Origin of the sequence: Microcoleus sp. PH2017_34_RAT_O_A, assembly GCF_020737885.1 — a bacterium.
Classification (GTDB): domain Bacteria; phylum Cyanobacteriota; class Cyanobacteriia; order Cyanobacteriales; family Microcoleaceae; genus Microcoleus.
This window is the reverse complement of sequence record NZ_JAEQDD010000083.1, coordinates 1-25,608: the sequence shown is the minus strand read 5'-3', so window position 1 is coordinate 25,608 and position 25,608 is coordinate 1. Positions and strand designations below refer to the sequence as shown.

Genomic DNA, 25,608 nt, shown 5'->3' with positions numbered 1-25,608 from the left:
ACTGAATACAAATTAAGGGGTGCGCTATGTTGGCAGGCGATCGGACAGTGCCACTGGCATAGCACAAAAGGGAAGCTGTGTGTCTGATTTATGCTGCCATAGCTAATAAAAGCATCGCATACAGCCACTCATTGACTCCTGTCCAAAAACGGATACCGTCTCACATTCTTCTGTCACGAGCATTCCAAAATTTTAGATAAAAGTTCAATCTCCCAGATTCATCTACCCTTGTAAATCTAAAATCGTTGGACGATTTCCCTGATCGAACGTCTGATCCCGAAATCTCCAATCTAAAATAGAATGACCAGCGATTGATAAACAGGATGCGGAGCTGATAGAAACTTATACTGCTCAAATTCGCGCCATAAATCAACATCTACCCAATTTTATTGTTGCCGCAAGCTCATAGTTCTACCTATAAGCACTTGCGCTTTAATGATTCTTACAATTTGATTAATACACACTATATTACGCAGCAAAATTATCATATGAAAACAAAATAGTAAACGCTATAGATAGAAAAGCTGCGTAGATATTCCTAAGACTCTGAGGGGTTATCGTGAATAAAATTGACCAAAAATACGCCAAAATAACAACAAAAAAATCTGAAATATCTGGCTTAAAACAAAACATTTTAATTGTTGACGACCACCCAGAAAGCTTGCGTCTTTTATCCAAGTTGTTGTCCGAGCGGGGATATCAAGTGCGGCCAACACTAGATGGAAAATTAGCCCTTAAGTTTGCGCGATCGACTCCACCGGATTTAATTTTGCTGGACATTATGATGCCCGGTATAGATGGCTATCAAGTCTGCAAACAGCTAAAAGCTGCTCCTGAAACCAAAGATATTCCTGTAATTTTTATCAGCTCTTTAAATGAAACTTTTGATAAAGTTAAAGCTTTTTCGCTGGGAGCTATAGACTACATTACTAAACCATTTCAAATAGAAGAATTGGTCGCTCGCGTCGAAAGTCAAATGCATCTGAGCAGGCTTTCTCGGCAAGTAGTAGCACAAAATGCGCGGCTGGAAGCAGAAATAGAAGAACGCAAGCGGGTCGAAGCACAACTGCGAGAAAGTCAGCAATGGCTGTCGGCAGTAATTAAAATGAATCCTAATGTTTTGTACGTTTACGATGTGATAGAACAGCGAATTCTGTATCTCAATCGCGAACTATATATCGATCTTGGCTACTCGCTGGAAGAAATACAGCAAATGCCAGCAGCATTTCTTCCTAACTTAATACACCCTGACGATTTGCCAGCATTCTCAGAACATATGAGGAGGATTCAGACATCAAAAGATGGTGAAAGCTTTGAGTTTGAATACCGAATAGAACACAAAAATGGTGAATTTCGCTGGTTTTTTAGCCGGGATACGGTGTTTTCAAGGACGGTGGAGGGCAAACCTTGGAAAATTCTGGGAACTGCTACTGAAATTAGCGATCGCAAACAAGCAGAATTCGATCTTAAAACAGCTTTGTCTGCTTTGGAGCGGCAAATCAAGCAAAGATTTCTGCTAGAAACAATTACTCTCGAAATTCGCTACAGCTTAAAGCAAGACCAAGTTTATCAAACAGCGGCTGCTCAAATAGGTCGAGTTTTTAATGCCGATTCTTGCTTGATTCACACCTACAAAGAACACCCACTGCCCCGCATCTATTGTATGACTCAGTACAGGAAATCTGAATCAGCAACGCTGTGCGATGTAGTAGAAATTCCCGTCCTGGGAAATCCTCACGCTCAGTTGGTGTTGTCTCAAGATAAACCTGTAGTTTCTGACGATGTTTTTGCTGAACCGCTGCTGGAAAATGTTACTGATTTGTGCCGTCAAATAGGTTTGAAGTCGATGATAGCCATCCGCACTTCCTACCAGGGAAAACCCAACGGAATGATGTGCTTGCACCAGTACGATGAGCCCCGCCACTGGACGCAAAATGAGATCAGATTATTGAAAGCTGTCGCTGCACAAATGGGAATTGCGATCGCTCAAGCCAATCTTCTGGAACAAGATAAAGAGCAGCGACTTAAATTGCAACAAAGCGAAGCTAGTCTAGCAGCAGCCCAGAAAATTGCCCATATCGGCAATTGGGAATTCGATCTCGTCACCAATAAAAATATTTGGTCGGAAGAAGTATTCCGCATTTTTGGTCTGGACTCAGCCGCACCTGAACCGACATATATCGAACTTTTACAGATGTATCATCCAGAGGACAGAGAGTTGTTTCAACAAACTGTCAGCCTTGGTATCTCACAGGGAACTTCCTACAAAAAAGAGTTGCGAATTTTGCATCCCAGCGGTCAAATTAGATACCTCGAAACAAGGGGAGAAGCTATTTTTAACAAATCCCTAGAAGTAATTAAACTGTTTGGAACAGTAATGGATATCACCGATCGCAAAGAAGCGGAAGCAGCGCTGCAAATTAGCGAAGAACGTTTTTACCTGGCATTTGAAGCCAGTGCGACGGGATTGTGGGATTGGAATCTTGCCACGGGAGAAGTCTATTTGAATTCACGGTGGAAGACGATGCTGGGATATGAAGTAGAGGAAATAGAAAATAGTTATGCAGCCTGGGAAAGACTTGTACATCCAGATGATTTGCCTCTGGCTACAGCAGCGATAAATGCTCATCTGGTAGGCAAAAAACCGACCTACGAAGCAGAATTTCGGATGCTGAAAAAAATCGGTGAATGGAAGTGGATTTTGGCTCAAGCTAAGGTGATGGAACGTGATGATTCGGGAAATCCTTTGCGGATGACGGGCACGCATATCGATATTAGCGATCGCAAACAAGCCGAAGCAAGTTTGCGAAATAGCGAACAGCGAGAACGAGAAAAAGCCCAACAGTTAGAACAAACTCTGGAATACTTAAAAAATGCTCAATCACAACTGATTCAAGCCGCAAAGATGTCAAGTATTGGGCAAATGGTGGCGGGAGTTGCCCATGAAATTAATAACCCCGTCAGCTTCATCTACGGCAATATTATTCCCGCCGCACAGTACGCTAACGATTTGGTAAAATTGATCCAGCTTTACCAGCAAAATTATCCCGAACCAGTGCCAGAAATTGCCGAAAGATTGGCAGAAATAGAAGTGAATTTTATCGCTGAGGATTTCCCCAGAGTGCTGGCTTCAATGCAAGCAGGTGCTAACAGAATTAAGCAGATCGTGTTGTCCTTGCGAAACTTTTCGAGACTCGATGAAAAAGAGCGCAAAGTAATCGATATTCATGAAGGGATAGAGAGCACTTTGGTGATTTTGCAGCATCGATTGCTGTCACAGCCAAAACGTCGGGAAATTCAAGTTGTTAAAAATTACGGCGAACTGCCCAATGTTGAGTGTTATCCGGCGCAATTAAATCAGGTATTTATGAATTTGCTGTCAAATGCGATCGATGCTGTGGAAGAGTCATCAGCAGCCTGTAATGACAAAGTTAATCAGATTCGCATTATTACGGAAGTCAGCAGCGAAAATCAAGTGTGCGTGCGGATTGCTGACAGCGGGCCCGGTATCTGTCCTGAGGTTCAGTCAAGGATGTTTGACCCATTTTTTAGTACAAAGCCGATCGGCAGTGGCACTGGTTTGGGATTGTCGATTAGTTACCAAATTGTGAAAGACCGCCATGGCGGTAATTTGTGGTGTCATTCAGAAGTTGACCGAGGTACAGAATTTGCGATCGAACTGCCGATTTCGCAAAAAAAGTTGAAAGTAAAATAGGTTTGTAGTGAGGACTAAAGTCCTTCTTTCGGGAGCATCTCAGTTTTGCATTTGTAGTGCTGTCCCCGCTCGCGTGCTTTATAAAGCACGCGAGCGGGACGCTCGCACTGAAAGAAATGAAAGAAAAAATGCTTTTTGCAAAAATGAGATGATCCCCTCAGAAAGAAGGACTAAAGTCCTCACTACGAACCTTTTATGAAGAGTAATTTACCGAAAATAATGTCAAAACCTGAAATTTTATCCGATATTTCATGCAAACCGTCTGTGGCTGAGTTTGATTTTAACCTAACTGTGATATAATTGAGAGCTACTTTTTTCGCTGCTAGACGTTGCACTCTTTCTCTTGGGAGTGAATTTTACAGTTGATTTCATACATACTATCTCAACTTAAGTCTGTAGCATCTACCACATTTTAACTGAATTATGACCGACTCAATTCGCTTCCTGATGTGCGCTCCCGACCACTACGATGTAGATTACGTGATTAACCCTTGGATGGAGGGTAACGTACACAAATCATCGCGCGATCGCGCCGTCGAACAGTGGGAGAAACTTTACCACGTGTTGAAAGACAACGCCGTTGTAGACCTGGTACCGCCCGAAAAAGGCTGGCCGGATATGGTGTTCACCGCCAACGCTGGCTTACTTTTAGGCAATACTTTTGTCCTCAGCCGCTTCTATCACAAGGAACGCCAAGGCGAAGAACCCTATTTCAAAGCATGGTTTGAAAACCAAGGTTTCACCGTGCACGAACTCCCGAAAGACTTGCCGTTTGAGGGTGCTGGTGACGCTTTGCTCGATCGCGAAGGACGCTGGTTGTGGGCAGGATACGGCTTCCGTTCCGAACTCGACTCGCATCCGTTGCTAGCAAACTGGCTGAACATTGAAGTGCTGTCGCTGCGTTTAGTAGACGAACGTTTCTATCACCTAGACACCTGTTTTTGTCCGCTCACAGGCGGATATTTGCTCTACTATCCAGCAGCATTTGACTCTTACTCAAACCGCTTAATTGAAATGCGAGTAGCGCCGGAAAAACGGATTGCGATCGAAGAAGCAGATGCCGCTAATTTTGCTTGCAATGCTGTCAATATTGACAAAGTTGTGGTAATGAACAAGGTGAGCGAAGGCTTGAAAACGCGCATCACTCAAGCGGGCTTCAAAGTCATTGAAACGCCGATGAGCGAATTTTTGAAAGCGGGCGGCGCCTGTAAGTGTTTGACGCTGCGGGTGAATGAACCTGTGCAAGAAGATCGATCGGCAAACGTGATGGTAGAAAGCCGTGCCATTCGCATGGAAGGTCACCTGCTTGATGCCGGTTTAATCAGCCGCGCTTTAGACTTAATTATCGAAAACGGTGGCAGTTTCCAAGTGCTCAATTTCAATTTAGGAGAACAGCGCCAAAGCACATCATCCGCGGATGTGAAAGTTTCGGCACCTTCCCACGATGTGATGGAAGAAATCATGGGATTGCTGATTGACTTGGGTGCAGTGCCACCGCCGCAAGAGATTTGCGACGCTATTTTAGAAGATGTCGTGCAAGATGGTGTCGGCCCAGACGACTTTTACGTTAGTACCATTTATCCTACAGAAGTGCGGGTAAACGGTCAGTGGGTGAAAGCGCGAAATCAGCGGATGGATGGTGCAGTTGCAATTACTGAAACCGCAGAAGGCCCGGTGGCTACGTGCAAATTGTTGCGCGATTTAAAAATAGGTGAAAAAGTCGTTGTTGATGTGGTTGGTATCCGTACTATCCGCAAAACAGAATCGCGGGAACAGCGCAATTCTCAAGAATTTAGCTTTATGTCCGGTAGCGTTTCTAGCGAGCGCCGGGTAGAATTGGTAGTGGAACAAGTAGCGTGGGAATTGCGCCAAATTCGCGATCGGGGCGGTAAAGTTGTGGTGACGGCGGGGCCTGTGGTGATTCACACCGGCGGCGGCGAACATTTAGCGCATTTGATCCGCGAAGGTTACGTACAAGCATTGTTAGGTGGAAATGCGATCGCAGTTCACGACATGGAACAATCTAGCATGGGAACTTCTTTGGGAGTTGACATGAAACGCGGCGTAGCTGTGCGCGGCGGACACCGCCACCACTTGAAAATGATTAACACTGTGCGCCGTTATGGCAGTATTGCTAAAACCGTTGAAGCAGGCGTGATTACTAGCGGTGTAATGTACGAGTGTGTGAAGCATAATATACCGTTTTCGCTGGCTGGTTCGATCCGCGATGACGGGCCGCTTCCCGACACGCAAATGGATTTGGTGAAGGCTCAAGAAGAGTATACTGAGCTGTTACGGGGCGCGGATATGGTGTTAATGCTGTCGTCTATGCTGCATTCGATCGGTGTGGGAAATATGACTCCTGCGGGTGTAAAGATGGTCTGTGTGGACATTAATCCGGCTGTGGTGACGAAATTGAGCGATCGGGGGTCGATCGAATCTACTGGAGTTGTCACCGATGTGGGATTGTTCCTGAGTTTGTTGGTGAATCAATTGGATAAATTGACTAGCCGCCATCATGTAACTCAATCGGTGTAACTGAATCGATTTAGAATCGGCGATTTAAACCGTGTAGACTCGGCGGTTGAAACCGCGTCTACACAAACAATGTCCGAGCTCAGAGGGACTGAATAATAGAGGCTGGTAGGGTGCGCCACAAGCACCTTCCTTAGCCGATAATGCTGATTATTTTCGCTCAAAAAGCGCCCCAATAAATTGAACTATCGCCCTTTTTATCGCCGCTGGAACTTGGAGGGGATTTAATTTCCGAAATAGCTGCGGTGACGGGAGACAAATCGCTTGGTAAAGACCGAATTCGCAACTCGTTGAGCAAACCATTAATATGATGAGGCTCAGCATCAAGAATACTTGCTAACGGGAGCAGATTTTGCACTGCATATTCGCCGAGTTGAGCGTTAATACTTTCTGCTAAATAGCATAGCATAATGTATCTGCTACCGCTGCTGATAATATGAAATATTTTCTTGAACTCGTCAAAGTATTGAGTTCCCGGTATAGCTGAAGCGATTTTTGTTTCACCCTTCCAGAATAAATCTACATCTATTTGACTGGCTGGCAAAACTTGAGCTTTAGCAATCCAGACGATATCGAGGATTGGTTCAGAGTCATACTCGTGAAAAATCAGCCGCTTTAAACCAGAGATTAATTCCGGAGAATTGAGAGTTTTTTGCCATTCCCGACACCAATCATTACTTTGAGCATTTAAGGCATTTTTGACTGCCGCCGGACGTTCAATCACATCTTTTAATAAAGAAAAACTTCCGGCTAATTTGGCAAATTTTGGGGAGATTTGCTGGTGCAGTATCTGATTGGAGTCAATATAATCTTTGCGCCAAGGTGCGTCCGGGATGAGAACTTGACAGGCGGGAGCAAGTGTGTTGTTTGCAGTAAGAATCGGTGGATTTTTAACTGGACGGCCTTCTAATGACTGTTGAGATTCTAGGCGACTGATTACCTCGATTGCATAGTTTTTGTCTGCTGCGTTTAACGGCGTATTGCTGTATTCGGCAGCTAATTCTTCGAGAAAATCTAGGTAATCTTGCACAACGGGCGATCGCCCTTGCCCCAAAAGCTGATAGACTTCGGAAAATGGATGAGAAACAGCTATAGTTGTGCGACGGTTCCCGAAAAAAGGCACGTCATCCAAAAAAGCGTGTTTCGGCCGCCAAAACTTGCCCCTAGAATCATCCCACAGACATTGACGCCCAGCAAAACGCTGTTGAATATGCTGGCGTTGTTCGCTGGAAATACTGCCTTTGATGAAAGTCTCATCGAGATATTTGTAAATTGCCTTGACTGATTGTATTTGTGCGTTTAAATCGTCGGATATTGTGATTTCAACTGTCATTTTCCCAAGTTTTTATTAATGTATCAAAGTGGTCAATAACTGTACTTGTATCTACAGGCATAAAACCAAGTGCTGTTTTGATTTCGGGTTTCAGCAAATCCCGCTGAGGGCGTGCAAATACGAATTTTTGGCTTGCAACTAACCAAACATCTTGAATGAAACAGACATCTTTAGCGCGATACAACCTCGGTTCAGGTATAGCAGCGGCGGGATATTGGCTTAACTTTTGAGGATTTTGCTCAACAGGAAGCCAAGGTTTATCTGCGAGTGTTTCAGCCAGTGTTTTGTTGGTGTTTCCAATTGAGGTATATTTTAGTGCATCCCAATTATCAATGATATAGTTAAAAACCGCAATCGAAGCATCGGTTACTGCGCCTGCACCTGAACGATTCGCAGTTTGAATTAGATTGTCAACACAAACTACAATGTCATCTGCACTCAAGGTTTTTCGCATTCCCAAATTCTCAAAGAATTCGAGCCACAGTGGATAATCCTGCGAGTAAAATTCCATATCTGGAATAGCTGCTAAATTTCCGAGAATGTTGCGGATTACTTGACTTTCGGGATTGTAAATTAGTTCGACAGAGCGCAATCTGCGATCGCTACAGCGTACCAAACGCGCCTTTTTCAGCTCTTCTTTGAATGAAAAAGCATCCTCTCCTGCCTTTTCTAGTTCTTTATAAGCTTCAGTGAGATGCTCTCGAATCCACGCCAGCGCGATTAATTGTTCTTCCGGCGCTAATGAGGCATACTCAGGTAACAAACACTCGCGAATCAGTCTAGCACGATTGAGTACCGGAACTTGCAAAAATTGGAACAGTCGCAGCCATTCTTGGTTTTTTTCTGTCCGTAAAAGCCTCAACGTACCTGCAATTTCCGGCGGTTCGTATCCGCCGCCCGGAAGGTAGACATTTTCATCGTTGAGGGAAACGATTTCGTGGGAAGTTGTGGGGTAAATTGGAAGTTGACGCAGCTTGTGGAGGCTATCTTGGTCGTAATTTGTTGGTTCTGAAGCTGCTAGGAAGTTGAGGAGAGATGTATAATGCTGTTGGTGGTAGGGCGGCAAACCTCGATCGCACCGCGAAGATACCGTGTCTAGGACATCTGGGCCTGTCAGAAAATAGACTAACAGATTTTTGTGTCTTTGGGCAAATTGGGCGATCGCACTTTCAAGTTTTGCCGGTGCTCGGACAAGCGTCACCCCAAAATACTGTACAGCCTCGATGATTTCCGCTGCAATATTATCACCGCACAACAAAGGAGTTCCCGCAGTTCCTCCTTTGTGGAGCTTACCATCATTTCCCGGAACCAGCGGAACTTTCTTTAATTCCTCGACTGTTTCTGACGACAGATATCTAGGCGAGATATTAGAAAAATAATTGTATACGAGAGTCAACCAGTCTGTATTTGGTGGATGTAGTGCATCAGCTTGCCAATCGCATTCTGACTGCGTTGAACTAATGACATGAATCAATTTTTTAGCTACTTCTGTAGCATTCATTTCTGACACACCAATCATGTTATGTCGAGGCACTACATTAGTTAAATCTCGGTGCAAAAACCATTCTAGATGATTGGCAAATATCTGCCTTGATGTATCCTCGGAAAAGTAAATAGTGCCTATCGGGTTGTAACCAAATACTTGTAAAGTATTATTCGCGAGAATAGCTAGCGGCAAACCGCGCAAATCTCGATGATTGTCGCTGATGCAATAGCGCAGCATATTCGCAATCCACTGTCTATTTTGCAGGCTGGGTTTCGGTGCATCTTGCAACGGCACACCTAGCTGTTTGTTTTCAGTTAAGTGCTGGCGCAGATTAGCCGGAGTGAATGTTTGTAATGGCAAACCTGCATCTTTAAAAGCTGCTAAAATTGAATCTGGTAATGGCGGTTCGGGAATGTCGATATTGTCGGCGCGCATTGCTGCTAATAATTCGTCCCACCACTTTTTCGAGGGTAAATTTTTAACTGTCGGAGGTGTCACCCATTTTGTTTGTGACATCGCTACCCCGCTGAATTGACGTTCAGTTACAGTGTGTTCTACAGCCGATCGCACAACTAATCTCTGATACAATAACTGTATGACACAGCGGTGCAGTTCTTCGAGAGCTTTGCTGACAGTAATTTTGCCAACAGGCCAAAACTTGTAAAATCCCTCTGGCTGATACCTGCCGATATCTTGCACTAAATCAACAATTAAATTAGCATAAGCGTGGGACAAAACGTGCTGTGCGAGTAGATGGTTCCAAATAGATCTCGGTCTATCTTTTCCAGTTTGTCCGCTGTCGCTGCTGAGGTTGTCGCGCGAACTATTTAAGTTGAAAAAACCATTAATGTGAATAGGTAGCCCGGTTTCGAGGGGAAGCGGCAAAAAACAGTAAACTTTTCCGTTGACAGGTTGAGGATTTCCCTCGGTACTCACAGCATTAATTCTTGCAGCAGCGCCCGCCCAAGGCAATACTTTTTCTTGGCTTTCGTACATTGCTTGTATGACTTTTGCCAACTCCCCGCCTTCGTCTGTCCGAATTAAACTGACTGTTCTCCAAGTTGATTTGGTATTTCGATTCCGGCTAATTGTTTCTATGTCGTGGCGGTATGAAACTGATACTAAACCTGCTGGATTATGGTGGCACAATTCCAGCAATTTGTCTGGTGTATCGGGAATTGCATCGAGGAGGAGTTGGCGTGCTTCTCGTACTTCTTGCTGGTTCTGGGTAACAATTGCGAGAATTTCTTGCCTAGTTTCTTGACTGTTGGCGGGAATTTCGTAAACTCTAATTTCCTGAACAGATTTCAAAAATAGCAGTAACTCTTCACCTGAATTAATCAGTTCGTCTAGCAGTTCTTTGATGTTGGATTCGGTGAAAGCTTGTTTGCGAATTTCGCTATTTTTCGCGTGTTCTGCGGTTCTTAAAGGCAAGCGAAACAAAGTGCCTTGAAAATTTGTCTCTCCTAATGGCAATCCTCCCGCTGCGTAGACTTGCATAAAATCGGGATATTTTTCGTACCATTTAGTGTTTGCTAAATTCCACTCGCGCCCGGGTTCTTGTCTGGAAGTGCCGGGGATAGCTGCGCCGTGGGGGTCAAAAAAAATAATGCGATCGCGCGAAACGAAGCTGGGATAATCTGTAACGTGATATATGGCATTAAACCCGACGCCAAATCTACCCGTTTTCTGCAAGTCTCGCGCTTTTTCACTTTGTCCGAGACTGCGGATGCTGTCAAAGTCTTTATCTGTAAAAACGCGATCGTTGTAAACGAGCATCGCCGGCCCCATGAGCTGTATCATGCGATCGTCAGGCAATTGTTTGACCTGATGGTGACGCCAATCCAGAGTAATTTCTACCCGTGTTGCTTTAGCATCGTCAGCATTTTGGATCAACTCTTTGATAATGCCAACGCCTTCGGGATAATCTCGGATAATCCCTCTTAACCGGGCGATTAAGGGTTCGGATTGGTAGAAAGATTTGCCCTCAGTTTCGCTGTTGCTATAAGCCATAGATGTTATGTTCGCTTTCTACCAAATACTATACAAGCAAAGCGTAAATACAAGCAGGATTCCCACTGAGTACCCTACCGAAAGCTATTCGTAATATTCCCATAAAAAACCTCAGACCCGCAAGCCTGAGGACCGGAGTTCCTGAAAATCGTCATTTCTTACTATTATCGTCAACGAACAGCATAAAATACAAGAGGGGTGAAACCCAGCACGGCAGTTGTTGGCAGACTGAGATTTCTTCCTGACTCGCAACGCGAAAGCGGTTTTTGATTCAATACTTCATATCATGTCCGATCGATTGACCGCAATAAGTAAGGTTCGTAGTGCGGACTTCAGTCCGCAGCATTATGCGGACTGAAGTCCGCACTACGAACGGTTTTTGCGATCGAGCCACCGGACATAAGATCGCGCATACATTCACCAGGACGATCGCCATTTATCGACATCGCACTTGATAATTATGCTTTAAGATGGCAGTCTTTCCTCGATCGCAATATAAGGCTCACCGTGAGTACCCGTATAGATTTGAGTCGGGCGGTAAATGCGGTTTGTCTCTAGCTGTTCCTTCCAGTGGGCCAGCCAACCGGCAACTCGGGCGATCGCAAAAACTGGTGTAAACAAGTCCGTCGGAATTCCCATTTTCCGGTAAACCAGACCAGAATAGAAATCTACATTAGCATAAATTCCTTTGTGAGCCAATTTCTCTTCAACGACTTCTTCCAACTTGACAGCAATGTCGTAATAATCATCGCGACCAAAGTTGTCAAATAACTGTTCCGCTAACCCTTGAAGAATAGTTGCTCTCGGATCTTTCACCTTATAAACTCGGTGTCCGAAGCCCATGATTTTGTCCTTATTTTCAACGCACTTCTCGACAAAAGGCCGCACGTTTGCTACAGAACCAATTTGCTCCAACATCTCAATCACTTCTTCATTCGCTCCCCCGTGCAGCGGCCCCGCCAAAGTGCCAACTGCTGAAGCAATCACCCCGTAAGGATCTGTTAGCGTCGAAGCTGTTACCATTGCCGAAAATGTAGAGGCATTGATAGTATGTTCGGCGTGCAGAGTCAGACAAACGTCAAAAATATTAGCTAACAGCGGATCTGGTTCTCGCTCGTTTAGCATATAAAGAAAGTTAGCCGAGTAGTTCAAGTCATCCCTCGGCCGCACGGGGTCATTACCTCGCCGCATTTGCTGGAACGCTGCTACCATTGTGGGAATCTTAGCTAGCAGCCGCACTACAGCTTCTCGAATATATGCTGGGTTAGCCAGAGCTCGGCGCGAGTAAAATAAACCTAAAGCCGCTGCTGAAGCTTGCAGGGCATCCATGGGATGTCCTCTTTCGGGAAAGCATTTCATCATGTCGCGGATGCGATATTTGATCCGGCGGTGATAGCGAATTTCATGCTCGAAAGCTTCTAGTTCTTCCTTTGTTGGAAGTACACCCCAGATTAATAAATATGACGTTTCGACAAAGGAACTTTTGAGTGCTAGTTCCTCGATGCTAATCCCGCGATATTCCAGCACCCCTTTTTGTCCATCTACGTAACTAATACTGGACAAGGTGGCGGGAACACCTTCTAAACCTGGTTTGAATTCGCCGACGACCATTGCGATACCGTGTTGTGTGAGTTGAATCTAATCAAATTACATTAGCAGAAAGCAAGATCGTGTCACCGTCTTGACCAATAATAATTCGATCGCGACTCAGGCACTCCGGCGCTCAGAAACGGGATTTTTCAACGGAGTTATCAATCGCACCGCTAGATATTTTCGCCCCTCCCACCCGCTTTCTGCGCCCGAAAATCTGGGTTTAAGAAGGCGATTCGCCGTTTCTAGGAGAGCAAAAACTTGGGCCCAGTCAGCCAGAACATTTGGCTGCGGCCGACTGGGGAGCCAGTTTCGGGGAGAATTAAGCCGATGATACCTGCTTTTTTGACAATCAGCGTGTCGTGCGATCGCCCCCAAAGCAAACTTTCTGCCCAATTGCCCAAATCTGGTTGGTGCCCCACCAGGGCCAAGCTGCGGTTCCCTGTTTCCTGCCACTGCTTGTACCACCTCAGCCAGTCCCCGATGTCTCCTGAAGGTGCGAGGGGGAGGGATTCTTCTATTTTGGAACTCAGACCCGCTGACAGCAGGATTTGGGCGGTTTGTGTGGCGCGTAGTAGGGGACTGGAAAGAATCAGATCGAACTGAATTTCGAGCTCGTACAGCCGCTGAGCGATTTTTCGGGTTTTACGATCGCCCTCTTTAGTTAGGGGCCGTTCCTCGTCTGTATCATATTCTTCGGGTTCCGCTGCGATGCCGTGACGGACTAGGTAGAGATGCACGCTTGGCTGTCCTTTTTGATAGTTGTGCGATGGCTACGCCCCGGCTTACGCCTACGTACTTCCTTTGAGATTGGGTGCGATCGCATTTTCGCCCCATTGTACAACTGCCTTACAATCCTGCGCTGTCGTCAGGTTTACTTCAAAAGTACGTTAAAGGTACGTTGTTGCGCTTTAGCGCTCTATTCTAGACTAATAGAGCGCTAAAGCGCAACAACGTACCTTAGATATCGGTTGAAAAACTCGGCTTATTCAGCCTGCGTGCCTAAATCCCGAGTGCAATCTAAACCAGAAGGAAATCTGATTGAGAAATCAAGTTATTTGCTCCAATTACCGTCGCCAAGACTTCCCCAGTGCTGGCAAATTTCAGGAAGGTAGTGTTAGCACTTTGGCTGATTTGTAACTGCGACAAATTCAAACCACCTGTGATGACAAATTTATCCGAACCAACCTCAAAATTAACAATCGTATCCGCGCCACTGCCGGGGTTTAACACAAAGCGATCGCTGCCAATACCTCCAATCAGAGTATCGTCACCCATATCGCCAATCAACCAATCATCACCCATACCACCGGTGAGTAAATCGTTATCTTTACCACCGATTAAAGTATCGTTACCTTCACCGCCAGCGAGCGTATCTTGTCCTTCATTACCGTTGATCCAATCATCGCCAGCACCGCCATCAATACAATCTTGCTGACCGATCGCACCGACAGCAACAGAGATACCTTTGTTATCTCCAAAAATCGTATCGTTGCCATCATTGCCACAGAGCATATCATTACCATTATCACCGAACATCAAGTCATTGCCTGCATCACCGTGAATAATGTCATCATCCTTGCCACCGCGTAGGGTATCGTCGTCTTTGCCGCCACTAATAGTGTCATTCGCTTCATCTCCGTTGAGGAAGTCGTTGCCACCACCACCAAATAGCAAGTCGCGTCCTTGTGTATCTCGCACCAACGAATCTGTCGTACCGCCGTACAGGATATCGTTACCGCTATCGCCGATCAAAGTATCGGAACCTATTTCGCCCCAGATCAGGTCGTTGTCTTTGCCACCGTAAGCTTTGTCGTTACCTTTACCGCCATATACGGTATCGTTGCCATTGCCACCAGCGATTAAATCCGCACCTCGATCGCCAAATATTAAGTCTCCTTCGTTAGAAGTATCAGCCATCGGGTTGCCGTAATCGCCGACGATGGTGTCTCCATCTTCGCCACCGTAGAGGGTGTCGGAACCGAGCTCGCCATATACCAAATCGCTGCCTTTTCCTCCGAAAGCTTTGTCGTTTCCCTCCCCTCCAACTAGGGTGTCGGTTCAGTATTAAAGGTTGTGGTTGGCGATCGCGATCTACTGTCACCCTCATCCTTCGCCCTACATAATACATATTTCGTTCTTTTTGTCAAAATATTCTACTGTACCGGCGCCCTAGAGGTGCTGGTAATGCGATCGCACCGAGTGTCGCGGTTGCAGGGCTGGTAGCACCTTTGTCATCGGTAGCGCTGTAAGTAAAATTAGCGCCGTTGAATGTGCCTGTCGATTTGAAGAATAACTGACTAATTTGAGCCGGAGTCAGGGTTTGACCTGCTATGACTGCCACTCCACCTGTTGCCGGATCTCCTAGAAATAAGACGCCTTGGGCTGCTGGCGGTAGCGTGTTGACGGTGTAAGATGCGATCGTCCCGTCAGCATCTGTAGCACCCAATCCGGTTACAGGGACGGTGCTACCAGGATTGACTGTAGTGCTGGGGCTAGCTGTAACAGGAGGTTGGTTCGCAGCAACAGCAGTTAAGTCAGTCGCACTGTTGTTGTTGCTAACGATCTTATCGACGATACCTTCTGGCGGAGTTGCCGTAGCTGTGTTGCTAATCGTAGTGTCGATCGCGCTATTAGCAACAGTACCAGTAACAATATAGGTAGCAGTCGATCCAGCATCTAGATCCAGTTTCGTATTGATGTTGTTGCCCGAACCCGATCGATCCGCAGCAGTCGGGAAAGCACCTACACCTGAAAGCGAAGCAGTCCAAGTGACTCCCGTCAAGCTAGCAGGAAGGTTATCGGTAAAGGATATACCTTTTATGTAGCAGGAACTGTTGTTTGTAACAGTAACTGTATAACTCAGAAGAGTGCCTGGTGTTGCAGTAGTCTGCCCGTCAGTTTTTGTGACTGCTAAGTCAGCATCGGGAGTTGGTGTCGGTAGGGTTATGCTGCCTCCGGTGTTGACACTGGTAATTAAGACGTTACCGTTGGCGATCGCATAAATAACGTTTGGCTGGCAGTCAACCGCTAGCGTGGACTGATAATCCGCGATCGCATCTACTTGAAAAGCTAAGGGAGATTCGATCGCTCCTGTTAATTTCTCTAAATTCCAGTTGCCGCCCAGTAGTGCGCTGCCCGTCAAATCTGTTGAAGCTGCAATATCAGCACCAGTTAAATAGCCTATTTTGTTTACGAAGTTTTCGCCTAATTCGCCAGCCGCCACATCGCAGCCGTAAATCAGAATATCGGCATTAGTAGTAAGTAAGTGAGTTTCCCCACTGTTGCAACTGTTCGCTATAGGTATTTAGTGTCTCAGAGTTGAGTCTTGTTGCACCCAATTGCAAGTTTCCAGAACCCCCGTGAGAAACAATATGAACGCTTTTAATATCACTCCGGCTGGCTAAAACTTCGCTAATTTGTTCTACTCCATCCCGCGCTGAATCTAAGATAAATACTTCTGTTCCCGGTCTGGCTCCGCTGGCGAGACTCTGATAATTATCTACATTTCCATCTATAAGTAGTAGTTCTTTTTTTGGTTTTACTTGTGGAATTAAGTTTATGGCATTTACATAGCTAGCAACAGTAATTTCCGAAAAATTAGAACCATTATTTTGATCGCTTGTCTCAAGAATATTCATTGTCTTTGATGGCGGATGTATTGTTTTTTATATTTAACCTACCCCTTTCTTTGGTAAGAACCTTCAGTATATTCCACATACTTTTGAATTGCATCAATTGATAATATATATGCAATTTAAAAAACAAAAAGAGCAACTATTGCGTAAAACCATTATTCTGCAATGGTTTTGCCGCAAGTTAGTTACCCTTTAACACAAAGATATTTTTTAGAGTACCCACAAAAGACTCAAGAATTTCAGGATGTGTTTATTACAAGCCTTTGGGTTTTTGCACTATTTGAAATTAAGTTAGCAAGCTATCTAAAACCTGATGGGATTTAAAACTTTTACTAATTTAATTATCAAATTGTTGTCTTTGATACAATTTTGTCAGATTTACCTTGCTAAGTCATTGGCCATTATGCTTATCTATTTTTTCACTCGTAAGCCATTTATCGGCAGTAGATTTACTTACATCAAATTTCAATAATGGTTCGATACTTATAGCGATCGCCAAAACGCTGAAAACTTTATTAATTGCTGAAACGTTTGTTTTTATTGGTTAGTGGTTATTGCTTCTTGCCTGTTTCTTCTTACTTCTGCTACGGATACTTATGTGTTTTCCCCTACGTATTTCTGTGATGACTCCACTTTATTTGCATCTAGAAGCCGATCGACTCCTGTGCGATCGTACTTTTGATCCAAATTCTGTCTTTGCCTTCGTGGCTGCGGAAGTTAGTAAAACCTATAGCGGATCTAGCTCTCATATTCGCGGACGTTGTTGGGAAGAGAGCCCTATACGTTTAAGCGGTTCTATAAGTTGTCAGTCATACCCCACCTTTTTGAGAAAGGCTATATATCGTATATAACTATTTATTCATTTAGTCGATATTGACGCTAAATTTAGTAACCAAGAGATAATTTCTCTGGCAAAATATGAGAGGCCGCCAAAAATCTATGGCAACCCCCTTTTTTTCTGGCTTATCCTATAACGGTTCTCATAAAGATCGCGTATCACAAATTATGGTACGACGATATGATTGCGATCGCACACACGCCCGGAGATCGTCTTTACTTCCACAAATCTCAGAAAGTTTATAGGAACTATCAACAGCAATTACCAATTACCCAGGATTAGATATACTTCATCTTTCTCAAAAAGACGAAGTATGATTGTTATTGGAGTTTTTGGTGCGTCCGCAAGTTGAGTGTACCATCACCACAAGAGGGCTCTCTTCCCAACAACGTACCTTCTCAAAAAGACGAAGTATGATTGTTATTGGAGTTTTTGGTGCGTCCGCAAGTTGAGTGTATAGCGGTTATCACAAAGATGAGGTATGTTGTTGGGCTTCAGCCCTCTGAGTTTAGTGGTTATATAAGTTGTCAGTTATACCTCATCTTTTTGAGAAAGGCTATATCATCACCAAAAGAGGGCTCTCTTCCCAACAACGTACCTTCTCAAAAAGACGAAGTATGACTTTTATTGGAGTTTTTGGTGCGTCGGCAAGTTGAGTATACAATCACCAAAAGAGGGCTCTCTTCCCAACAACGTACCTTCTCAAAAAGACGAAGTATGACTTTTATTGGAGTTTTTGGTGCGTCCGCAAGTTGAGTGTACCATCACCACAAGAGGGCTCTCTTCCCAACAACGTACCTTACTCTTGGAGAGAAAGGCTATACAAACTTTAACGATCGTAAACTGGATTATCGGTAGGACTAATTAAACTCATTAATTTTTGCTTAATTTGAGAATCGAATACTTCCCATTTGTGCCTTGCATAATCGCTATTCTCATTTCCACCCGAAAGAAATCCTACCGGAATTTCAAAACCGCCCGCTTGACTTCTTCCACCGCCAAAAAAGCGTCCTTGAGCATCTTGACCGAAGGCTTCTTTAATAAATTCGTCGGGGTCTAGAGTCAGTTTATTCGTTCGCAGCGATCCGATTACTACTTCGATTTCTTCGTCTTTGTCGTGCACAATTGCGTAGACAACGGCTGTATGTACGTTCTCTTCTGTTACTAAAAAGTCCGCTGCTTGGGGAATGGAATCCCGATCGTCATAGCGGAGGTAGCCGATGCCCGCGATCGAGAAATTGTTCTGGACGATGCGGTGTTTGAGCGATCGCTCGATCGCATCCATCACCCATTTAGAACGAGACGACTGTAACACCGCATTCAGCAACTGCGGGTCATAAAATCGGCTCAAATAAGCCGCAGCTAAGAATTCCTCCTCCTGTGCTTGTCTGAGGGCATTGGTATCCGATCGCAAACCGTGCATCAAAGCCGTAGCACACTTGACGTGCTGGCTGACACTACCGTCAAAAGCCACCATTCCAGCCTGCAAATACTCGGTAAAAATCGTGGCTGTAGCGCGGATATCCGGACGCAAATCGGTAAATTCTGCGTTCATTTCCCCCTGCAAACTGTGGTGGTCGATTACTGCTGCGATCGCAACTCCCGCCCCTAAAATAAACTCGGTTAAGTTACAAGTCGTGCCTTGGTTGTCGATGAAAACGCAACCCTGATACGCCGACAAATCCTTCGTTTTTGTCGTTTCCAGCGTCCACCGCTGCAACGGTAACCCGGTCAATTTAACTAAGGCAATATTTTCTTGGTGGCTGAGGGCGCCGGCGTAGATAATCTCGCATTGAATATCGTACTGTTCGGCGATTAATTTGTAAGCCCAAGCGCTCGAAAGTGCGTCAGGGTCGGGAAAATCTTGCAATAATATTAACTGGCGATCGCCTCTGTGCCGATCGAACATTTGGCGCAATTGCTCAACTTTGCGATCGAGTAATTCTCCGCGGAGACTGGCGCGATTGTCTTCCGAAGCAACTTCGGCTTTGCTGCGCCGTTTCCCAGGTACACTCGCGGATGGTACAACCTCAGCTTCGTGGTTGTCAGATACTTCATCTGAATTGGTAGGCTGGTGGTCTTTCATTGTTAAAAATACACAATCTAATTTTTTCAGTATTTGCGCGCCAAAAGCAATTAAACCCGGTTTCTTTGTAGATACCGCGCTGTCAAACCGAATATTTCCGAAGAGAAACCGGAGTTAAGAGTCTTTAACTATTTAACTTTTCAACTCAAAACTATTGGCCCGGCGCACTCATGGCCCCACGCCTACAACTCAAAACTTCCGCAAAAAACCCCCGCGCTTTCTTGCGACAGGGGGTTTCAAAGGCCGATTACATATTTTTGCCATTCTTGGTGCATACCACTCTTAACGTGTCTAGTCACTTCAAAATAAAGACCGCTGTGAGGTTTCCTGGGCGGATAGCGCAGCAGCATTCCCGCTTCTTTCGGGGTGCGACTGCCTTTATTGACATTGCAGCGCACGCACGCCGTAGCGAGGTTTTCCCAACTTTCGCCTCCCCCGCGCGATCGAGGAATCACGTGATCCAGGGTCAAATCGTCCCCGGTATAGCCACAGTATTGACAAGAGTGGGCGTCCCGGTGCAAGATGTTCCGGCGGGTAAGCGGAATATCCTTATAGGGAACTCGGACGTAATGCCGCAGTCGAATCACAGTTGGTAGCGGGAAGTTTGGCGCAATAAATTTCCCGTTATGTTCTACCTGTTCTGCTTTTCCTTTCAGCAACAAAACTACCGCTCTTCGCCAATTGGTGATGTTGAGCGGTTCGTAGGAGGCATTCAGCACCAGAACATTGCCCATTGTTGATTATTAAAGAGAAGATTTTTATTGATGCTAACACAGGTTTCAGTTTAGGGGGGCGGACTCAGGAAGGGCAAGGCTCAACAAAAAACGGCTAAAAACCTTACCTTTACCCTATACCTTCGCGCCTGATCCCCTGCGGCTGCACCTATTTTGTGCCACAACGTTTGTCAGCCAGGGATTTTCCGTGGGTTTTGGTCTGAATAATGGCAGTATGGGCGATCGTCTCCGTTGGCGTAGCCCCCGTAGGGGGCGGGCTTCGCTAACGGCAAAACTTTACAGAATAAATTTTATTTTTTTCCCTAAATGCCTAATCTTCCCGGCAAGCAGAAGTCTAACTTTTTAGAGTATTAGTAACCATAAATGAAAAAGCTTATTACCGCCCATGAAATTTCGGCTTTTAAAGTCAGCTTTTAGTGTGTCAATTATTGCCCTTGCAGCTCCGATTTTAGCAAACAGTCAGGCTTTTGCCCAAACTCCGTCATTTTTCTGTGGCGCTGCTGGTGGCCGCCCGGCCACAATTGCTGTCCAACAAGGCAAAAATATTCCCGTTATTCTATGGGTAGCTGATAACTATTTCAATGAATCAGGAGAAGACGCCATTACTCGCTGCACCCGAGTCTCGGGAATTCTCAACAACTCGCAACCCCAAGGAAGCTGGGACAATATTGTCACAGCAGGTGCATCTTCCAGCGGTCAACTAATTATTTGTGCAGCTAATCCTCAAGACGGTTCCTGTAGATTATTATATCAAGTCCCAAAAGGGCAAAATCCCGAACAAGCCAGACAAGAACTTTTAAGAAGAGTTAAAAATCCTAATGTAAGTGTTTCGCCTGTTAAGGTAAATTAAACAGTTGACAGTTGACAGTTGACAGTTGACAGTTGACAGTTGACAGTTGACAGTTGACAGTATTTGTAGGGTGCGTCGCCATTGCTTATCCCCAAAAAAGAGTGACAATCTCATAGCGACGCACCAAACACACCCTACAAACCAGGAGCATCTCAGTTTTGCATTTGTAGTGCTGTCCCCGCTCGCACTGAAAGAAAAAATGCTTTTTGCAAAAATGAGATGCTCCCTACAAACCCAGGTCAAAAAAGTCCATGGATAGGGAAACGACATTACCGCGTGCGTATTTCCATGTTTTATTACTACTTGCAAATAGTGGAAACCCTTCTCAAATACTCTGGTTTGCTGCTGAGAAAATCGCAGCTTTGCTTCAGCAATTCTTCCAACCCTTCAACCTGCCTCAACCAAACAGTACCATTGCTTCCCGCTACAGCAATTTGCTTCCCATCTCCACTCCAACCGACACTAACAACATTCTCCTCAAACGTAAATTGAGCAACCGGGCGCCCCGCTAAATTCCACAGCCGCACAGTCTTATCAATTCCCACAGTAGCCAGCCTTTCTCCGTCGGGACTAAAACTAATTAATTTCGCATCTAAATGCAAGGTTTCAAATTCACTAACTAATTCTTTGGCTGACAGATTCCACAGTCCGACTTTGCCATTTAATGTTACTGTAGCAAAGCGATACTGCTGTCGATCTGGACTGAAACTAATCCCAATTGCCTGCACCGGCAGCGTTTTTTCCAGTTGTCCCGACAAATCCCAAACTCGCACTGTAGATTTGCCGTCTAAAGTCGTCAAAAAATCGCCGCTGGGGCTAAAATTAACGCTTCTCACTAAACCATTGTGACCGGGAAGCTTCAGGCTAGATGAGATTACTTGCGATCGTTTTGACAAGTTCCAAATTGCCGAACTGCTATCGATTCCTGCTGCCGCAAATAACTTTTCTTTCGGACTAAAACTAATACTGTTAACAGAGCCTTCAATTCCTTTCAACTGAGAAATATTTTTTCCTGACAAATTCCAGAACTTAACTGTGCTATCGCTTCCGGCAGTTGCTAAAAATTTACCATCTGGGCTAAAGCTTACCATATTCACTGACTGCTGTAAAGCTTTCCATTCAGCAATTTTCTGCCCGTAAAAGTTCCAAATTCTTACTCTATCGTCTATTCCTGCGGTTGCCAAAATTTTACCGTCAGGGCTGAAACAGATGCTGGTAACAGCACCTGTATGAGCTTGCCAATTCATCTTTCTTGGTGGAAGTGATGGTGCTTTAATCTGCTGTTTTTTGCTAATTTCGTCGAGAATAACTTGTAAGGCTAACAGCGGTCTAGTTGCCGGATATTGTTCGAGATGTTGTTTGTTTTCAACTAAGGTTCTTAATTTTTTACCAGAGGCGATCGCCCTTAGCAAAGCTTCCGATAAAGCTTCGCTGCTCTCGTTTTTTTGAGATACTGCCAACAGTAAAGCATCGCTGCCATTTTGTTCGATTTCAATACTTGCTTGTGCTAGTTTAAACCGCTGGTAAGCGAGAGTTGAAAAGCCGATCGCCCCAATCAACGATCCGGCCAGTACCGCTGAACCGATGCCGATCCACTGTTGGGCTTTTTGCTTGGCTGCGCCAGCTTCACTCAAAGCTGTTTCGGCATCGCGCGTCGCTTTTTGGGTTTCTAGTTTAGCTGCCAGCAGCAGTTGATTTTGGTCGCTCAAAATCAGTTTTTGGCTGGCTGTCAAAAATTGAAAGTCTTCGTTTCTCAAACTTTTGTCTGCCGCCCAAACTAATGCTGATTGCAAATCTTCGCCGCGCAACAGTTGGGAGTCATCTTGAGAGTTAGAATTCAGCCAGACTTTGATAGCTTCCGAGTAAGGTAAGAGTTTTTCTAAGTTTTTGGCGATTAAGTCTTTGTTAAAGACAGCTTGATAAATAGGATTAGAAATAGTTAATTTTTCCCGGCGCTTGACGATTAATCCGCTTAATCGCAATTCCATTTGTTCCGCACTACCATCGGGGACGATTTCAACTTGCTGTAAAATTTGCTGATACAATCCGAGTCTTCTGACAATCCGCTGGTTTTCTCGAAAAAGCCGATCGCGAATTGTGGACAAATGTTCGGGAACATCCTGAGATTCCCAATTCTCCACAATCTTCAAGCGCACTACTTTCTCAACCCACTCTCGCGGATTTTGAATGCGATCTTGCTCCCCCCCTTGACAAGGGGGGGCTGGGGGGGGTGCATTTTCAAATAAAAGTTTGCACAGCTTTTGACTCAAAAACGGTTGCCCGCCCGTCCAATACAAAACCTCTCTCAACACTTCAGCAGAGCGATCTGTCAGCTCTGCCAACCCGGCTGCTAGCGGTTGAGCTTCTGTTTCATCAAAACCAGTTAATTCGATCGCCCTACCGATATTAAAAGGCGTGTTGCTGGCAAGATTCTTGTCGCGGCACAAATCCGTCGGCGATGCTACGCCCAAGAGTGCCCAGGTTAGGCGATCGAATTCTGAGTTATTGGCGCGCTTGTTATAGCACGATCGAATTAGGGCTAGGAAATCATCGGCGGGAAAATCCAGGGCGAGAATGCTGTCGATTTCGTCGATAAAAATGACAATATTGGTGGAAATATTGGCTAACAGCACGGTTTCGATGAATTCGCTCAATCTTTGCACCGGAGTTAAAAAATTGCGATCGCGCCACCAAGTCCGCACGTTGACAATATCCGACAGATTAAAGTTATTTTCGAGAATGCGTAGCAACCCAGCATACCACTGTTCGGGAGTCACGCCGCGGTTGCCAATTTCCGAAATGTCGATCGCAGCACAAGCAATTCCCTCATTTCTCAGCCGCTGAATTGTCCGCACCTGCAAGCTAGATTTGCCCATTTGGCGCGAATTCAAAACATAGCAAAATTCCCCCGCCTTCAATCCGTTATAAAAGTCGTCATCTGCTTGGCGCTTCACATAATTCGGAGCGTTATTGGTGAGACTGCCGCCGACTTGATAGTAACTGGGTTTTGCGGTAAAATTCATATAATTCATTCGGCGGTTAAAACCGCTACTACACAAACAAAGTCCGCGCAACGCGAGACTGAAGAATTCAAGTAAAATTTTGGATGATATATTGTACCATAATATAGCATGAAAACAGATTGGATTGGATATCACCGCGACAAAGACAAGTTAAGAACTGAAATTTGGTCTTTGCTGAAAGATCAAGCCGCATCTGTTGGCGATCCGTTTGGTCATATTCCCAATTTTGTCGGCGCCGAGTTGGCGGCTGAAAAATTGGCGAGTTTACCAATTTGGCAACAGGCAAAAACGATTAAGTGCAATCCAGATTCGCCACAAATTCCGGTGCGGATGCGGGCTTTGCAAGACGGAAAACGCTTGTATATGGCAGTACCGCGCTTGACAGACGATCGCTGTTTTGTCGAGTTAACGGCAGAAGATTTGCACAAGCACAATATGCCACTAGCCGAAAGTGCGTTAGCGAAGCCCTCGAAGAGGATCGCCCGTAAAGCCCTCAGTTGCGGAAAATTGGTAAGCTTTGAAGAAATGGAGCCGATCGATTTAGCAATAGTCGGCTGCGTAGCGGTGGCGCGCAACGGGGGAAGAACCGGCAAAGGTGCAGGATTTGCTGATTTAGAATTGGCGATGTTGACAGAATTCGGGTTAGTAGAAATCGATACGCCGATTGTGACTACAGTGCATCCTTTGCAAATTGTAGAAGATTCGCGTTTGCCGATGCAGCCTCACGATTGGGCGCTGAATTGGATTGTGACTGCCCAGGAGGTAATTGAGACTAATACGAGTTATCCGCGTCCAACTGGGTTAAACTGGGATAGTTTGCGATCGGAACAGTTGGCACAAATTCCGATTTTGCGAAAATTAAGAGAAGAAAACTAGATAACGAGTTTCTTTGCTAAACTTGTCTACAGTTTACTATTGCAGAAAATATGAAAGTTATTTTGGGCGACATCACAAAACTCGAAGTTGATGCGATCGTGAATGCTGCAAATACCAGTTTACTTGGTGGTGGTGGAGTAGATGGAGCAATACACAGAGCAGCAGGATCGGAACTGTATGACGAATGCCGATTGCTGGGAGGATGTAAGACTGGAGATGCTAAACTAACTAAGGGATATAAATTGCCTGCACGCTTCGTCATCCACGCAGTAGGGCCAGTATGGCGGAAGGGTAATGATGGAGAACCAGAACTCTTAGCCGAGTGTTACCGTAAGTGTATGCAAATTGCCGCAGAACAACAGTTTGAGAGTTTGGCATTTCCTTGCATTAGCACCGGCATTTACAGCTTTCCTAAAGCTCTAGCAAGTGAGATTGCAGTGAAGGTATGCTGGGAATATATACAAAATAATGGTGGTTCTCAAAAAGTAATTTTTTGCTGTTTCGATCAAGAGAATTATGAAATCTACGAAAGGATTATATCTAAATACAACCCTAAAAAACCTCTCTAAAACTTCGTCTGATGCACCCTACAAGTTAAAACTCCTTATCATATAGAGGAGACGGCATTGCCGTGTCCCTACGTGATGAATTGTAGGGACAAAGGCCAAGCCGTCTCCTCCGTCTTCTCCGTTTATATCATTCCGATACAAACGGAATTGATATTATTTCATAATATATCTAATTTGTAGCCAAAATGCGCCAGATAATGAAAGCAGTAAGGCCTAGATAACCAACATTACTCACAAGTTAAGCTAAAAGCACTGTTGTCAATGAGTAATCTTACTCATTTTTTTACCGAGATACCAATTAAAATATGACTCCATTTGTTAC

At 45.0% G+C, this 25,608-nt stretch carries 16 protein-coding genes and 1 pseudogene; 5 read left to right on the top strand and 12 right to left on the bottom strand.

From position 1 onward, the window contains the following. Positions 1-559 precede the first annotated feature (559 nt). Positions 560-3,715 carry a PAS domain-containing protein gene (locus JGK11_RS24310; protein ID WP_293213186.1) on the top strand — a complete coding sequence of 1,052 codons (3,156 nt, stop codon included), beginning with the start codon at positions 560-562 and terminating at the stop codon, positions 3,713-3,715. Positions 3,716-4,138: 423 nt separating this feature from the next. Continuing rightward, entirely contained in the window at positions 4,139-6,253 is a 2,115-nt protein-coding gene (locus tag JGK11_RS24305; protein ID WP_293213184.1) for a TIGR00300 family protein, read from the top strand. A 157-nt stretch (positions 6,254-6,410) separates the two neighbouring features. Here JGK11_RS24305 and JGK11_RS24300 read toward each other — a convergent pair whose 3' ends face one another. From JGK11_RS24300 to JGK11_RS24250, 11 genes and pseudogenes are all read right to left on the bottom strand, one after another. Then, complete coding sequence (locus JGK11_RS24300) at positions 6,411-7,583, bottom strand: hypothetical protein (RefSeq protein WP_293186325.1); 1,173 nt, start codon at positions 7,581-7,583, stop codon at positions 6,411-6,413. Continuing rightward, positions 7,573-11,082, bottom strand: a complete 3,510-nt coding sequence (locus tag JGK11_RS24295; RefSeq protein WP_293186327.1) for a hypothetical protein — start codon at positions 11,080-11,082, stop codon at positions 7,573-7,575. The genes JGK11_RS24300 and JGK11_RS24295 overlap by 11 nt, the downstream gene beginning before the upstream one ends. 271 nt (positions 11,083-11,353) lie before the next feature. Beyond that, positions 11,354-11,518, bottom strand: coding sequence for a hypothetical protein (locus JGK11_RS24290; protein ID WP_293186328.1), 165 nt, complete (start codon positions 11,516-11,518; stop codon positions 11,354-11,356). Between the two features lie 29 nt (positions 11,519-11,547). Continuing rightward, complete coding sequence (locus tag JGK11_RS24285) at positions 11,548-12,693, bottom strand: citrate synthase (protein ID WP_293186330.1); 1,146 nt, start codon at positions 12,691-12,693, stop codon at positions 11,548-11,550. 224 nt (positions 12,694-12,917) lie between these two features. Beyond that, entirely contained in the window at positions 12,918-13,412 is a 495-nt protein-coding gene (gene sixA / locus JGK11_RS24280) for a phosphohistidine phosphatase SixA (protein ID WP_293213182.1), read from the bottom strand. Between the two features lie 280 nt (positions 13,413-13,692). Then, the gene (locus tag JGK11_RS24275) at positions 13,693-14,592 is read right to left on the bottom strand and encodes a calcium-binding protein (protein WP_293186335.1); all 900 of its coding nucleotides are present in this window, start codon (positions 14,590-14,592) and stop codon (positions 13,693-13,695) included. 60 nt (positions 14,593-14,652) lie between these two features. Beyond that, positions 14,653-14,718, bottom strand: a pseudogene (locus JGK11_RS24270) (hypothetical protein); the annotation flags it as partial. Positions 14,719-14,818: 100 nt separating this feature from the next. After that, complete coding sequence (locus JGK11_RS24265; protein ID WP_293213180.1) at positions 14,819-15,898, bottom strand: DUF4347 domain-containing protein; 1,080 nt, start codon at positions 15,896-15,898, stop codon at positions 14,819-14,821. A 28-nt stretch (positions 15,899-15,926) separates the two neighbouring features. After that, positions 15,927-16,313, bottom strand: coding sequence for a DUF4347 domain-containing protein (locus JGK11_RS24260; RefSeq protein ID WP_293213178.1), 387 nt, complete (start codon positions 16,311-16,313; stop codon positions 15,927-15,929). 1,664 nt (positions 16,314-17,977) lie between these two features. Continuing rightward, complete coding sequence (locus JGK11_RS24255) at positions 17,978-19,234, bottom strand: bifunctional oligoribonuclease/PAP phosphatase NrnA (protein ID WP_293213176.1); 1,257 nt, start codon at positions 19,232-19,234, stop codon at positions 17,978-17,980. A 236-nt stretch (positions 19,235-19,470) separates the two neighbouring features. Continuing rightward, positions 19,471-19,968, bottom strand: a complete 498-nt coding sequence (locus JGK11_RS24250; protein WP_293148535.1) for an HNH endonuclease — start codon at positions 19,966-19,968, stop codon at positions 19,471-19,473. A gap of 385 nt (positions 19,969-20,353) precedes the next feature. Here JGK11_RS24250 and JGK11_RS24245 point away from each other — a divergent pair, with 385 nt between their 5' ends. Next, positions 20,354-20,818 (top strand): COP23 domain-containing protein, encoded by a 465-nt coding sequence (locus JGK11_RS24245; RefSeq protein ID WP_293185661.1) that lies wholly within the window; start codon positions 20,354-20,356, stop codon positions 20,816-20,818. Between the two features lie 299 nt (positions 20,819-21,117). On the opposite strand, the gene JGK11_RS24240 is transcribed toward JGK11_RS24245, so the two are convergent. Further along, on the bottom strand, positions 21,118-23,841 hold the full coding sequence (locus tag JGK11_RS24240; protein WP_293213174.1) for an AAA-like domain-containing protein: 2,724 nt from the start codon (positions 23,839-23,841) through the stop codon (positions 21,118-21,120). 108 nt (positions 23,842-23,949) lie between these two features. Between JGK11_RS24240 and JGK11_RS24235 the strand changes: the two genes are divergently transcribed. Together JGK11_RS24235 and JGK11_RS24230 are read left to right on the top strand one after the other, a co-directional pair. Further along, positions 23,950-24,717 (top strand): 5-formyltetrahydrofolate cyclo-ligase, encoded by a 768-nt coding sequence (locus tag JGK11_RS24235; protein WP_293185665.1) that lies wholly within the window; start codon positions 23,950-23,952, stop codon positions 24,715-24,717. Between the two features lie 50 nt (positions 24,718-24,767). After that, positions 24,768-25,286 carry an O-acetyl-ADP-ribose deacetylase gene (locus JGK11_RS24230; RefSeq protein WP_293185667.1) on the top strand — a complete coding sequence of 173 codons (519 nt, stop codon included), beginning with the start codon at positions 24,768-24,770 and terminating at the stop codon, positions 25,284-25,286. The last annotated feature ends 322 nt before the right edge of the window (positions 25,287-25,608 follow it).